This window comes from Faunimonas pinastri (genome assembly GCF_900110915.1).
GTDB lineage: Bacteria > Pseudomonadota > Alphaproteobacteria > Rhizobiales > Afifellaceae > Faunimonas > Faunimonas pinastri.
In genome coordinates this window covers 16,802-29,340 of the sequence record NZ_FOFG01000023.1, presented here as the reverse complement: position 1 = coordinate 29,340, position 12,539 = coordinate 16,802, and the positions used below count along the sequence as shown (strand labels likewise).

At 65.8% G+C, this 12,539-nt stretch carries 15 protein-coding genes; 8 read left to right on the top strand and 7 right to left on the bottom strand.

Going from position 1 to position 12,539, the window contains the following annotated elements; translation table 11 throughout:
- Positions 1-280 precede the first annotated feature (280 nt).
- Entirely contained in the window at positions 281-1,900 is a 1,620-nt protein-coding gene (locus BMY25_RS19160) for a Na+/H+ antiporter (protein ID WP_092499672.1), read from the top strand.
- Positions 1,901-1,919: 19 nt separating this feature from the next.
- Here BMY25_RS19160 and BMY25_RS19155 read toward each other — a convergent pair whose 3' ends face one another.
- Genes BMY25_RS19155 through BMY25_RS19145 form a run of 3 tightly spaced genes read right to left on the bottom strand, consistent with a single transcriptional unit; the run spans position 1,920 to position 5,200 of the window.
- Positions 1,920-3,467 carry a DHA2 family efflux MFS transporter permease subunit gene (locus tag BMY25_RS19155; RefSeq protein WP_092499670.1) on the bottom strand — a complete coding sequence of 516 codons (1,548 nt, stop codon included), beginning with the start codon at positions 3,465-3,467 and terminating at the stop codon, positions 1,920-1,922.
- On the bottom strand, positions 3,460-4,701 hold the full coding sequence (locus BMY25_RS19150) for an HlyD family secretion protein (protein ID WP_428976989.1): 1,242 nt from the start codon (positions 4,699-4,701) through the stop codon (positions 3,460-3,462). Before BMY25_RS19150 ends, BMY25_RS19155 begins: the two co-directional genes overlap by 8 nt.
- A 34-nt stretch (positions 4,702-4,735) precedes the next feature.
- Positions 4,736-5,200 carry a MarR family winged helix-turn-helix transcriptional regulator gene (locus BMY25_RS19145; RefSeq protein WP_092499666.1) on the bottom strand — a complete coding sequence of 155 codons (465 nt, stop codon included), beginning with the start codon at positions 5,198-5,200 and terminating at the stop codon, positions 4,736-4,738.
- A gap of 160 nt (positions 5,201-5,360) precedes the next feature.
- Between BMY25_RS19145 and BMY25_RS19140 the strand changes: the two genes are divergently transcribed.
- Positions 5,361-5,684 carry a hypothetical protein gene (locus BMY25_RS19140; protein ID WP_092499664.1) on the top strand — a complete coding sequence of 108 codons (324 nt, stop codon included), beginning with the start codon at positions 5,361-5,363 and terminating at the stop codon, positions 5,682-5,684.
- A 44-nt stretch (positions 5,685-5,728) separates the two neighbouring features.
- Entirely contained in the window at positions 5,729-6,442 is a 714-nt protein-coding gene (locus tag BMY25_RS19135) for a CBS domain-containing protein (RefSeq protein ID WP_092499662.1), read from the top strand.
- Positions 6,443-6,460: 18 nt separating this feature from the next.
- On the opposite strand, the gene BMY25_RS19130 is transcribed toward BMY25_RS19135, so the two are convergent.
- The gene (locus tag BMY25_RS19130) at positions 6,461-6,739 is read right to left on the bottom strand and encodes a hypothetical protein (protein ID WP_092499660.1); all 279 of its coding nucleotides are present in this window, start codon (positions 6,737-6,739) and stop codon (positions 6,461-6,463) included.
- A 211-nt stretch (positions 6,740-6,950) separates the two neighbouring features.
- On the opposite strand from BMY25_RS19130, the gene BMY25_RS19125 reads away from it, so the two are divergent.
- The 3 genes from BMY25_RS19125 to BMY25_RS19115 all read left to right on the top strand — a co-directional run bounded on the left by BMY25_RS19125 (position 6,951) and on the right by BMY25_RS19115 (position 9,392).
- The gene (locus BMY25_RS19125) at positions 6,951-7,415 is read left to right on the top strand and encodes a CBS domain-containing protein (RefSeq protein WP_177176956.1); all 465 of its coding nucleotides are present in this window, start codon (positions 6,951-6,953) and stop codon (positions 7,413-7,415) included.
- Between the two features lie 107 nt (positions 7,416-7,522).
- Entirely contained in the window at positions 7,523-8,188 is a 666-nt protein-coding gene (locus BMY25_RS19120; protein WP_092499656.1) for an HAD-IA family hydrolase, read from the top strand.
- Positions 8,189-8,324: 136 nt separating this feature from the next.
- Complete coding sequence (locus tag BMY25_RS19115) at positions 8,325-9,392, top strand: ABC transporter ATP-binding protein (RefSeq protein ID WP_092499654.1); 1,068 nt, start codon at positions 8,325-8,327, stop codon at positions 9,390-9,392.
- Positions 9,393-9,523: 131 nt separating this feature from the next.
- Here BMY25_RS19115 and BMY25_RS21270 read toward each other — a convergent pair whose 3' ends face one another.
- Positions 9,524-9,715: a winged helix-turn-helix transcriptional regulator gene (locus BMY25_RS21270; protein ID WP_238858433.1), complete on the bottom strand. Its 192-nt coding sequence runs from the start codon at positions 9,713-9,715 to the stop codon at positions 9,524-9,526.
- Positions 9,716-9,867: 152 nt separating this feature from the next.
- Between BMY25_RS21270 and BMY25_RS21265 the strand changes: the two genes are divergently transcribed.
- A complete protein-coding gene (locus tag BMY25_RS21265) occupies positions 9,868-10,068 on the top strand; it encodes a hypothetical protein (protein WP_238858432.1) in 201 nt (66 codons plus the stop codon).
- Positions 10,065-10,568 carry an SDR family oxidoreductase gene (locus BMY25_RS21260; protein WP_238858431.1) on the top strand — a complete coding sequence of 168 codons (504 nt, stop codon included), beginning with the start codon at positions 10,065-10,067 and terminating at the stop codon, positions 10,566-10,568. The genes BMY25_RS21265 and BMY25_RS21260 overlap by 4 nt, the downstream gene beginning before the upstream one ends.
- Here the strand turns inward: BMY25_RS21260 and BMY25_RS19100 are convergent.
- Complete coding sequence (locus tag BMY25_RS19100; protein WP_092499652.1) at positions 10,565-11,521, bottom strand: isoaspartyl peptidase/L-asparaginase family protein; 957 nt, start codon at positions 11,519-11,521, stop codon at positions 10,565-10,567. The two genes, BMY25_RS21260 and BMY25_RS19100, sit on opposite strands and share 4 nt — an antisense overlap.
- 128 nt (positions 11,522-11,649) lie before the next feature.
- Positions 11,650-12,528, bottom strand: a complete 879-nt coding sequence (locus BMY25_RS19095; protein ID WP_092499650.1) for a prohibitin family protein — start codon at positions 12,526-12,528, stop codon at positions 11,650-11,652.
- Positions 12,529-12,539 lie beyond the last annotated feature (11 nt).

Genomic DNA, 12,539 nt, shown 5'->3' with positions numbered 1-12,539 from the left:
CTACTACAACATGGACCAGGTCGTCGGGCAGGCACTCGCCACCTTCCGCCGCATCGACCAGGCGGAACAGGCCGGGGCGGACGAGGCGGAAACCGAAGCGGGAGCGGAGAGGGTGCCCGCGGAGTAGGCGGGTTATCACGGGATTGTTGGGTCCGGGCCGGACACGTCCGCACCCTGCGCGGTTGCCAATTCGGCCGAATTGCCCGATCAGGGGAAATCACCCACATGCAGCGGCGGCCCGAAAAGAGGTCCGCCCGGCGATTTCCGAACCCCGAGGCCGATGGAAACCTTTATCGACGTTCTCGTCATGCTGGCAGCGACTGCCGCGTCCGGAGCTGCCGTTCGTTTCGTTCCCATCCCGCTGCCGCTGATCCAGATCTTGCTGGGCGCGCTGCTCGCCTGGCCGATCGGGATGCATGTTCGGCTGGAGCCGGAACTCTTCCTCGTCCTCTTTATCCCGCCGCTTCTGTTTTTCGACGGCTGGCGCATTCCGAAGCGCGAGTTCAATCGCGACATCAAGCCGATCCTGACGTTGGCCTTCGGGCTGGTGATCTTCACGGTCGTCGGTGCGGGCTATCTCATCCACTGGCTCATTCCGGCACTGCCGCTGCCTGTCGCCTTCGCGCTGGCCGCCGCGCTGTCACCCACCGATGCGGTCGCGGTCGCCGGCATAACGGGGCGCATTCGCATGCCGCCCCGCCTGATGCATATCCTCGAAGGGGAGGCGCTGCTCAACGACGCGTCGGGCCTTGTCGCCATGCGTGTGGCGGTAGCCGCCGCGCTCACCGGCCACTTCTCGTTCGTGCAAGCGTCCGGCTCCTTCTTCATCGTGGCAGTCGGCGGCCTCGCGGTCGGCGTCGCGACAGCGTGGCTCCTTGAGCGGGTGATCCGGATCCTGACGCGATCGACGCACGATACGGCATCGGCGCAGATCCTCATGACGCTGCTGATCCCCTTCGCCGCTTATCTCGTCGCAGAACACGCCACGTTCTCCGGCATTCTCGCGGCCTCGGCGGCCGGCATCTTCATGAGCTACCAGGAACTTCGCACCGCCACTCCGGGTTCGGTCAGGACGCAGGGCGCGGCGCTCCTGGGTATGCTGCAGTTCACGCTGAACGGCGTCATCTTCGTACTGCTCGGCCTGCAGATCCCGACCATCATGGTGCAGGCGCCGGAGATCTCCCGGGCGGTCGGGCTGGAATCCTCATGGGAGCTCTTCGGCATCACCGCGATCATCACGCTGGCGCTGATCGGGATCCGTTTCGTGTGGGTCTGGATGTCGATGCTGGTGACGCTCTATCGTCGCCGGGGCGTGGCAACGAGCCGTCCGCCCTTGAAGGTCGTCGTCGCCTCGGCCTTTGCGGGCGTTCGCGGTGCCGTGACGCTGGCGGCGATCCTGACGCTGCCTTTCGTGATGTCGGACGGCTCTTCCTTTCCGGGCCGGAACCTCGCGATCTTCATCGCGGCCAGCGTGATCCTGGCCTCGTTGCTTCTGGCGAGCCTCAGCCTGCCGCTGCTCCTGAAAGATCTGGAGCTGCCGGCGGACGCGCCCGCCGTGGAGGAGGAAAAGGCCGCGCGAGTTGGGATTGCCGAGGCGGCGGTCGGGCGCTTGGAGAAACTGGGCGAGCGCGGCGATCGGAACGCCGAGGCACTGGCATCGGTAATGGCGCTGTATCGGGAGCGGCTGGACGACGAAGCAGACGTGGCCGAGGCCGATCAGGAGCGAGAGCGGCTGGCGGCCGAGCGTGAGATCAGATTGGTCGCGCTTCAGGCTGAGCTGCGGCAGCTCTACCGTCTGCGACGCGAAAACCGGATTGGCGATGAGGTCTTCCGCAAGCTCCAGCGAGAACTGGACCAGACGGAATCAAGCATCCGGACGAGAGCAGCGTCCGCGCACTGAAAGCGCGGGCGCCCTCCGCTCACTCCATTACGGCACTGTGGTCCACCGCAGCCGGTTGCGCTGGCTTGCGGAGCAGCAAGACCAGGGGAATGGCCGCTAGCGAGAGAATCATCATCAGCTTGAAATCGTCCATGTAGCTGATGATCGTTGCCTGCAGCGTCACCGTCGCGTCGAGCGCGGCGCGGCCGGCGGCGGTGAACGGGTTCATCGCCGCCGCCACCGCCGGATTGTGGAATCCCGGATTGAACGGGGTCACGTAGCTCGCGATGTTGGCATGGTTGACCTGTACGTTCTCGGTCAGCAGCGCCGTGACGATGGAGATGCCGACGCTGGAGCCGATATTACGGGACAGATTGTAGAGGCCTGTTCCGTCGCCGCGCTTCTCCGGCGGCAGCGTCGCGAAGGTCACGGTCGTCAGCGGCACGAAGAGGAAGCCGAGGCCGGCCCCCTGAATGAAGCCGGTGCTGGCGATGGTCCATTGCGAGACGTCCGGCGTCCACTTCGTCATGTCGTACATGGCGTAGGCGGTGACGAGGAGGCCGGTCAGCAGCAGCCAGCGCGTATCGACACGCCCGATCAGCCGGCCCACCATGAACATGCACAGCATGGTGCCCAGACCGCGCGGACCCATGACAAGCCCGGCGGTGATCACCGGATAGCCCATCAACGTCTGGAGATAGGGCGTCATCAGCGCCAGCGAGGCGAGATAGGTGATGCCGATGATGAAGATGAAGACCATCCCCACGCTGAAATTCCGGTCCAGGAACAGCCGTGGGTTCACGAACGGTTTTTCGCCCGTGAAGGTGTGAACCAGGAAGATGTACAAGGTGGAAGCGCAGACCACCGCCTCTATGATGATCTCGCCGGAAGCGAACCAGTTGAGCTGCTCGCCGCGGTCCAGGACGAGCTGCAGCGAGGCAATCGTGATGCTGAGCATGCCGAAGCCCAGCCAGTCCAGCCGCGCGGCGAAGTTGCGGCCGGTTTCCGTGACAAAGGCGGAAACGCCCAGAAAGGCCAGCAGGCCGATGGGAACGTTGATGTAGAAGACCCAGCGCCAGCTGGCGTTTTCCGTCAGCCAGCCCCCGATGACCGGGCCCAGAACGGGGCCGACCATGACGGAGATGCCGAAAAGCGCCATGGCGGAGCCGCGCTCCTCCGGCGTGTAGATGTCGAGCAGGATACCCTGCGAGAGCGGCACCAGAGACGCGCCGAACAGGCCTTGCAGCAAGCGGAAACCGACAATCTGCACCAGCGACTGGGCAAGGCCGCAGAGGACCGAGGCGAAGACGAAGCCGGCGATCGCGGTCAGGAGCACGCGCTTTCGCCCGAACCGCGTCGCGAGATAACCGGAAGGCGGCGTCATGATCGCGGCGGCCACGATGTAGGAGGTGAGCACCCAGTTCACCTGGTCGGCGCTGGCGGAAATGCTGCCCTGGATGTAGGGGAGCGCCACGTTGGCGATCGTCGTGTCCAGCGCCTGCATGATGACGGCCAGGATCACGCAGGCGGTGATCATGCCGCGATTGGCGATCCTCGGCTGGCCGCCTGCGGCTGCCGCGTCAGCCACGGTTCTGCTGCTCGTCGGAGCCGCCGAAGAACCGGGCGAGGAAATGCGGCAGGCCTCGCCTGTGGCCGGTATCGACCTCGACGACCACGCTCATGCCAACCCGGAGCGGCGGCTTGCCGGACATGTCGGCGATCGACACGCGCATGGGAATGCGCTGCACGACCTTGACCCAGTTGCCGGTCGTGTTTTGCGCCGGAAGCAGGGAAAAGCTGGAACCGGACGCGGGGCTGATGCTCGAAACCACGCCCGTCCATTCCACGCCCGGATAGGTATCGACGGTGATCGTCGCCTTCTGGCCGGGGCGGACATAGGTAAGCTCGGTTTCCTTCGGGCTGGCCTCGATCCACAGATTGGTTTCCGAGATCAGGCTGAAGGCCGCCTGCGAGGCGGGGAGATACTTGCCGACCTGCAACGCGTCGACGTTGGTGGCGACGCCGTCGAAGGATGCCCGGACGATCGTGTCGTTGAGATCGCGCTGGGCATTGTCCACGGCCGACTGTGCCTGCAGGAAGAAGGGGTTCTGCTCTACCGGCTGGTCGGGGTTGCCCCCGAGCTGCGCCAGCACCGCCTGGGCCTGAGCCTGCGCCACCGCGACCTTCTGCCGGGCGCCCGTCAGATCGTGCTGCGCGGTATCGAAGGCGGCGCGGGAAACCGCGGAACTGGCGAGCAGATCCTGCTGCCGCTTGAAGGAGGCCTGGTAATAAGGGATGTCGGCCTCGGCCTGCGCGATCTCCGCCTGCGCCTGCGCGTAGCTCGCCTTCAGCGTCTGCACCTGATCGCGCACGGTGCCGAGCTGGGCCCTGGCGCCTGCAAGCGCGATCTGGAAGGAATCCTGCTTGAGCTTGAAGAGCACGTCGCCCTTCTTCACCTGCTGGTTGTTGTGCACGTCGATCTCGGCGACCGTGCCGGAGACATCCGTCGAAACGGCAAGCGACTGCGCCTGGATATAGGCGTTGTCGGTGGACATGATCTGCCCGCCGTTGACATAGTAATAGCCGCCGGCGATCAGCGCGACCGGCAGCAGGATGAAGAGCAGCGGGCGCTTCAGGCTGCGCTTGCGGACCGGCGCGGAAGAGGGCGCCGCGACAGCGGCCGTTGCGGCCGGGGCGGTCCTGCTGTGCCCGGTGGGCTGCGGAGGAACCGCTTCCTCCACCTCGTCTTCCGTAATCTCGGGGGCGGACCTGCGGATTTCGCGAACCTCCGCCGTCGTCTCCGGTCGCGGACGATCCTCGATCCCGCGCGCCACGTCTCTGTTTTCGGAAATAGCATCAGCCATGATGTGCCTCCTGCTCTTCGACAGGCTGGCCGCATGCATCGAGCAGATTGGATTTGATGAGTGAAAGGGTCTGGAGCAGCCGGTCGCGTTCGGCCGGGGAGATGCCGCTGAAGGCTTCCTCGCGCGTCAGGTGGCCGGTGTGCCGCATGATTTCGAGAAGCGGACGCGCCTCGGGCTGCAGGAACAGCAGCCACACGCGCCGATCCGTTGCATGGTGCCGGCGTTCCACCAGCCCGCGCGCTTCCATCCGGTCGATCAGGCGCACCAGCGTGATCGGCTCGATGTCGAGGAGCTCCGCGAGCGCGCTTTGATGGATGCCTTCGTTCCCCGCGAGATAGGCGAGCACCTGCCATTGCGATCGAGTCAGCCGGGCCGCGCGCGAGCGTTGCTCGAAGCGCTTGCGCAAAAGTCGCGCGACGTCATGCAGGAGGAACCCGAGTGTCGGGGTGGTTCCCATGAACTGAGCCTGGCTGGTTATGAGGAAGCTTATTGTTTGGTGCCATATAAGACAGTGGACATGACCCGCAAGAGTTCTTAGGTCAGAGGGTGAATTCAGGCGGGCGTTGCGCGGCTTGGTCGCAGGCTGCAGGCGATTTCATCCCACAGGAACCGGGTCGATGAGGAAGGTTGCAGCTGTCACGATCGCCGCCGGGCTTCTCTGTCCCGGCGTGGCGCGGGCGGAAGGCGCGATCAGTTGCGGCGGCGCCGCGCTGCTGGGAGCCGCCCAGCTCGTTTGCAGCCATGTCGCGCCCCGGCAGCCGACGCAGTTCTGCACGTTCACCTGGACGTTGATGGCTTCCTCCGGCAAGCCGACCGTCGTCGACGGCTCTTTCATGCTGCCGCCCGGAGCCTCGAACGTGCAGGTTTATCAGGGCAGCGGCTTCCAGAACGCTCTCTCCAATCCGATCGTGCTTTGCCAGGGACGCAAAACGGGCGGCTGATCCCCATTTCAGCAACGACCGACCCCGAACCTGCGGAGGAAACAATGCGCGCAGCCGATATCATGACCGTTCCTGTGATCTCCGTCAGCCCGGAGACGTCGCTCAAGGACGCGGTCGAGCTGATGCTCCAACACCACGTCAGCGGACTGCCGGTCACCGATGCGGATGGCCGGCTGGCGGGCGTCATCTCGGAGGCCGACCTGCTCTGCCGGAAGGAGCTCGGCACCGAACGTCGCCATGCGCGTTGGCTGGAATTCATCTTCGGGGCGGGCCACTTCGCCGAGGACTATGCCCGAAGCCGGGGCCGCCAGGTGAACGAGGTCATGACCTCGCGGGTGGTGACGGGCAGCCCGGAGACGCCGTTGGAAACCGTCGTCGACCTGATGAACCGTCACCGGATCAAGCGGCTTCCGATCGTGGAGTCGGGCCGGCTTGTCGGTATCGTCAGCCGCTCCGACGTGCTGCACGCGCTGGCCGGCGCGCTGGCCGAGGTGAACCTCGCCGTGCAGCCTGACGATGCCGCGCTGCGCAAGGCGATCCTCGACAAGCTTGGCGGTCATGGCTGGGCGCCGACCGCACTGATCAACGTGCAGGTGCAGGACGGCGAGGTCGAACTGCGGGGAACGCTGACGGACGAGCGCGAACGCACGCCGATCCGCATCGCGATCGAGAATATTCCCGGGGTCAAGGCGATCCAGGATCACCTGATCTCGGTGGAGCCCATTTCCGGGACGGTGATCTACTCCCCGGACGAATGATCGGCCGACCGGCGACGTCTACTCGCCGGTGTCGTCGGTCCTGGAGGTGAGCTTCGGCGCCAGCAGAGGCGTGCCGCTGAGCTGGCCGAGGATGATGATGCGCAGCACGGCCCGGCGCTCCTGGTCGACGGCGATCACCGTGATTTCGGGATTCAGTGGAAAGCTCTCGTGCAGTTCGTCCAGGAGCTTTTGCGCGAAGCTGGTCAGTTCGTCCTTCAATTCCTCGTCGTCGGCAAAGGCGAGGGCTTCTTCGGTGCCGAGATGCCTGCCATCGATATGGATGAAGAACTGAGTCACTGGCGCCTCCCGTCTCCGCGAAATGGAGTGAGGGAGGCCCTGAACAATAAGCATACCGGATAGGCTCTCCGGGCAGAAAGCCCCGGCCACTCCCCCCGAATTGCTGTGCGCAGAGGAGCGTCGTCGCGTCGTCGGCTTGACTGATTGATCCGGATCAATGCCGCCCGGTTCCCGGCCATCTACTCAGGATCGAAACGGTGGGAGATCAAAGATGGCCGTCAAAGCCCGAGACATCATGACACGCAACGTCGTGGCGGCTTCGCCGCGCAGCGACCTGCAGTCTATCGCGTCGCTCTTCGTGAAGCACGCCATCAGCGCCGTGCCGATCTGCGGACCCAACGGCGAACTGCTCGGCATCGTCACCGAACGGGACCTGCTGCGGCCATTCCAGGAGACGGTGCAGCAGAAGCGCGGATGGTGGGTGGAGAAGCTCGCCGAAGGCCACGACCTTTCCGGGAACTTCCTCGACCTGACGCGCGCGGAGCACCGGGAAGCCTCGCTGCTGATGACATCGCCGGTCGTGACGGCCACCGAGGACATGGAACTGCCCGCCTTGGCCGAACTCATGTCGGAAAAGGGCGTGAAGCGGCTCCCGGTGCTCGCCAACGGCCACGTGGTCGGCATCGTCAGCCGTGCCGATCTCGTTCGCGCCATCGCCGGTAACCTGGCGGGCTGAAGCGATACGAGAGGCATCTTCTCCAAAGCTTCTCATCCGGCCTTCGCGGCCGGTCGCTTCCGGGATAGAGACTGCGCTTCGGATTTGCAGTCTTTCCCGGGGGCCTCATGCGTCTTGAGCCAGGCAACAATCTTCGCGCCAAGGCGCTTCTCTTCGACATGGACGGCACGCTGCTGATCTCCAAGGCGGTGATCGAGCGCGTCTATCGCCGCTGGGCGGCGCTGCACGGGCTGGATCCCGAAGTGCTGCTCGCGGCCTCGCATGGCTGCCGGACCATCGACACGGTGACCCGCTTCTGCCCGCCCGGCGTCGACGCGGTGTCCGAGGCGGAGCGGCTCGCCCGCGAGGAGCGTGAGGACGTGGCGGGGATCGTCCCGATCGAGGGCGTGGTGGAGTTCCTCCGCTCGCTGCCGCGCGAGCGTTGGGCGGTCGTCACCTCGGCGGATCGCGGGCTCGCCGACGTGCGTTTGCAGGCGGCCGGCATCCCGTTGCCGGACATCATCATCACCGCCGAGGATGTTTCGGCAGGCAAGCCGGATCCCGAGGGTTACGCGAAGGCGGCGCGTCTGCTCGGATTCGAGCCGGCCGAGACGATCGTCTTCGAGGACGCGCCTGCCGGATTGCTCGCCGGACGCAACGCCGGGGCGCGCACGCTGGCGCTGGCGACGACGCTGCGCCCCGACGAATTGGCCGGCGAGGACTGGATCTCGGATTACCGCGCGATCCGGGCCCGCGAGGAAGGCGGCGATCTCGTCGTCGGCATCCCCGGCTGATCCGTTACCCCGCCCACGCACCGCCGGTTGATTGACACCGAGCTTCGTTGTTGCGAGCCTGATTCCGTCACCGGGCTGGCGAGGTCCGTGCGAAAGCGCGCGCAGCCCAGACGCAACATCAACGGAGGAGGTCTCGATGGCTTCTGTACAAATCAGGGACGTGCGCAAGGCCTACGGCGCAGCCAAAGTTATCCACGGCGTTTCGGTGGATATCGCGGACGGGGAATTCGTCATTCTCGTCGGTCCGTCAGGCTGCGGAAAATCCACGCTGCTCAGGATGATCGCCGGACTGGAAACGGTCACGGACGGCGAGATCCGGATCGGGCCGCGCGTCGTCAACGACGTGCCGCCCAAAGAGCGCGACATCGCGATGGTGTTCCAGAACTACGCGCTCTATCCGCACATGACGGTCGCCGACAACATGGGCTTCTCGCTGAAGCTGAAGGGCACGTCCAAGCAGGAGATCAAGGATCGCGTCTCGCGCGCCGCCTCGATCCTCGCGCTGGACAAGCTGCTCGACCGCTATCCGCGCCAGCTTTCCGGCGGGCAGCGCCAGCGCGTCGCCATGGGCCGCGCCATCGTGCGCGATCCGCAGGTCTTCCTGTTCGACGAACCGCTTTCCAACCTCGATGCCAAGCTGCGCGTGCAGATGCGCACCGAGATCAAGGAACTGCACCAGCGCCTGAAGACCACCACGGTCTATGTCACGCACGACCAGATCGAGGCCATGACCATGGCCGACAAGATCGTCGTCATGCATGACGGCATCATCGAGCAGGTCGGCGCGCCGCTGGATCTCTACGACCGGCCGAACAACCTCTTCGTCGCCGGTTTCATCGGTTCGCCCGCCATGAACCTCCTGAAGGGCAAGATCTCGGTGAACGGCACGACGTCCTTCATCACCGAAGACGGCTTGAAGCTGCCGCTCGTCTCAGCACCCGCGAACTCCGACGGGCGCCCGGCGATCTACGGGATCCGGCCGGAGCATCTGACGATCGACAGCTCCATCGGCGTGCCGGCGGAAGTCAGCGTGCTGGAGCCCACGGGCTCGGAAACGCAGGTTTTCGCCCGCCTCGGCAAGCAGGAGATGGTCGGCGTCTTCCGCGAGCGCGTCACCTTGCGTCCGGGCGAGACGATCCCGCTCGCACCGATCCCGACCGCCGCGCATATCTTCGACGCGGAAAGCGGCCAGCGCCTGAACTGACGCTGGACGCCTGAGACAAGGAAGCCCGCGCGGCCATCGGCCTGCGCGGGCTTTTCCGTCCAGGGAGGCAACCCCTCAGCCCCGCCTGCGATCGTATTCCGCCTGGGCGCGCTCCATGTCCGGCCCGCGGGTCAGCGCCCAGCCATAAAGCGCGGAAAGCTGCTCCTGCGGCGAGCGGCCAAGCGGGTGATCCTGTACTCGACGCCGACAGGTGCGGTCGGCAGAGCCTCGCGTCGAACCAGCCGGTTGCGCTCCAGCCGGCGCATGATCTCGTTGAAGCCCGAGGGGCGGGTGCACAGCACGACCGGATCGGCAACGACCATTTGTTGGCGAGGTGCTCCAGGATCGGCCGCGTCCACTTCGTGTCGATCAGCGCATCCGCGTTAACGCCGTCCTCGCCGCGCGCCGGTGCGCGAGTGGCCGCCGCTTCTCCGGGCACGATCCACTCAGGTGGATGACAAGGTCGCGGTGGTTATTGCGGAGGCAGCGGAATCGGCGGCGCGATCTCGAAACACTTCGCCGCGGAAGGAGCGGCTATGTACGCGACCAGCCGTACGAGCCGCTTGAGGGCGAGGGCGAGATCCGCGCCATTCGTGCCGATGCGGGCGACGTCGGCGACCTGACGCAGGATTTCGCGAAGATCCGTTCGGAGGAGGGGCGGATCGGCATCTTGTGATCAATGACGGCACCTCCGAATGCGCCACGCTGGATACCATCCGCGAAGATCATCTCGATCAGGTATTCGGACTGAACGCCCCCTTGCTCGTCTTGGCGGCACAAGGCGCGCCCGACCTGATGCAGTCCGGCGGGTCGATCGTGCTCTCATCGCCGACGTTCGTGGGCACGAAGGGTGACCGCGTCTGCAGCGTCAGCAAGGCGGCCGCCCGCTCTTCCGCCCGCACATGGGCGAACGAGCGCGTGGTGGTCTGGGGCATCCGGGTCAATGGCGTCAGCCCCGGTCTGACCGACACTGGGATGATGGGGTCCACGTCGGACGAGGTCCGCGCGGCGCTGACCGGCCTCATCCCCCGCGGCCGTCTCGGGAGGCCCGAGGAACCGCGCTTTTTCTTGCCAACGACGAGAGCAGCTCACCACCGGCGCCGAACTCTGCGTCGAAGGCGGCCATTGCGCAGATGTGGCAGAAGCCCGTCCGGTCATGCGTGGAGTGCCGCCTAGCGCAGCCGCTCCACGAAGAAGACTTCCCGGTGGGAGGCGACGGAAAGGTCGCCGTCCGGCGTGATCCAGCCCCGGAACATCCCGTCGGTATTGAAGGGAGCCGCGATGTTGCCCTTCGCGTCGACCGCGACGAGGCCCGCGCCGATATTGTAGCGGGCGAGGTCGAGGTGGATCAGCTTGCCTGCCGCATGTTCCAGCGACTCGTCGAGGTAGTCGATGCGGCTGGCGATCTCGTGACCCACCACATGGCGGATGAAGAACTCGCCCTGGCCGGTCCCGGACACCGCGCATGCGCCGTCGCGGGCATAGGTGCCGGCCCCGATGATGGGGCTGTCGCCGACCCGGCCCGCCGGCTTGTTGGTGTAGCCGCCGGTGGAGGTCGCGGCGGCGAGATGACCGGCCGAATCAAGGGCCACGGCACCGACTGTCCCGTGCTTCTCCGCCTCGCTCGCTGACGCGGCGGTGCCCGCGCGCTCATGGGCCTGCATGGTCTTCAGCGTGTCGGTGCGGCGCTGCGTGGTGAAGTAATCGGGGCTGACGATCTCCAGCCCGTGCTCCTCGGCGTAGCGGTCGGCCGCCGGGCCGGTGAGCATCAGGAGACTACCGTCCTCCAGCAAAGCGCGGGCCGCCTTCACGGGATTGCGGATGCGCCGCACCGCGGAAACCGAGCCGGCCGCGAGCGTCGCTCCGTCCATGATGGCGGAATCGAGCTCGTGCTCGCCCTCCGCGTTCAGCGCGGCGCCGTGGCCGGCATTGAAGTGCGGAGAATCCTCCAGCACGATCACCGCGGCCTGCACGGCATCCAGCGCCCGGCCACCCTTGGAGAGGACGACCCATCCCGCGCGCAAGGCGCTGGCAAGATCGGCGCGTGCCTCTTCCCACTCCTGCTGGCTGAGACCGGTCTGGGCCATGACGCCGCAGCCGCCATGGATCGCAAGTGCGATGGGTTTCATTCGGGGCTCCGTCGAGATCATGGCCTGCGACAGGGCTCGCCATCGCGCCGGGTTGAAACGCTCGGCTCTCAATATAGGCCGGACAGGTGGCGTGCGTCAGGATTGCGTCGGGCGTAAGGCTTCGCCGTTCAGCGGTCGGCCTCGTGCGCCGATGGCGGGCCTGGAAGGTTGAGGAACGGTAACGCCGAGGCCGGCACCATCTGTACCGGAAGCCGGCCGTCCCATTTCTCCACGCTCTGCAGGGCGACGAGGCCGGGATTGTCGCGAAGTGCGTCGCCGCGTGCCTTGATCGCGGCGGCCTCCGCTTCGCCGCGTTTCTGCGTGGCATAGGCGTCGGCATCGGCGGTGGCACGAACGGCATCGGCCGCGGCCTGCGCCTGCGTCACGGTGATCTGCGCCTGCACCTTTTCGCGCTGCGCGTTCTGCTGCAGCTTTTCCACCTCAATCTGCGCCTGCATCCGCTGTTCGATCGATTGCACATATTGCGGGCTGAAGGTGATGTCCTCGATCTGGATGCCTTCCAGGACCACCGTCCCGTTCAGCGTCTTGGCGAGTGCGTCATAGACCTTGGCATTCAGGCTGGCGCGCTCCTGAATCGCCTGCTGGGCGGTGAATTGCCCGAAGATGTTCTTGAACTGCTGCTGGATGCGCGGAGCGACGAGCCGCGCCTCGACATTCGCCGCCGTCTGGTACTCCGCATAGATCTGACTGATCTTGCCGGGATCGAGGTGGAAGGTGGTGGAGATGCGGATATCGGCCGGCTGCTGGTCGGAGCTGTAGGCTTCCATCTTGTCCAGCGTCAGGATCTGCGTCGAGACCGGCAGGATCTTCACGGTTTCCAGCCAGGGCATCTTGAAATGCAGGCCCGGCTGTTCTTCCCCGACGATCGCGCCGGTGCGCAGCAGCACGCCGCGTTCGGTCGCGTCGATCGTGTAGTAGCTCGTCAATGCGAGCCAGAGCGCCACAAGTATGACGACGCCCAAGATTGCCTGCTTCACCCTGATCATGCTGCCCCCCA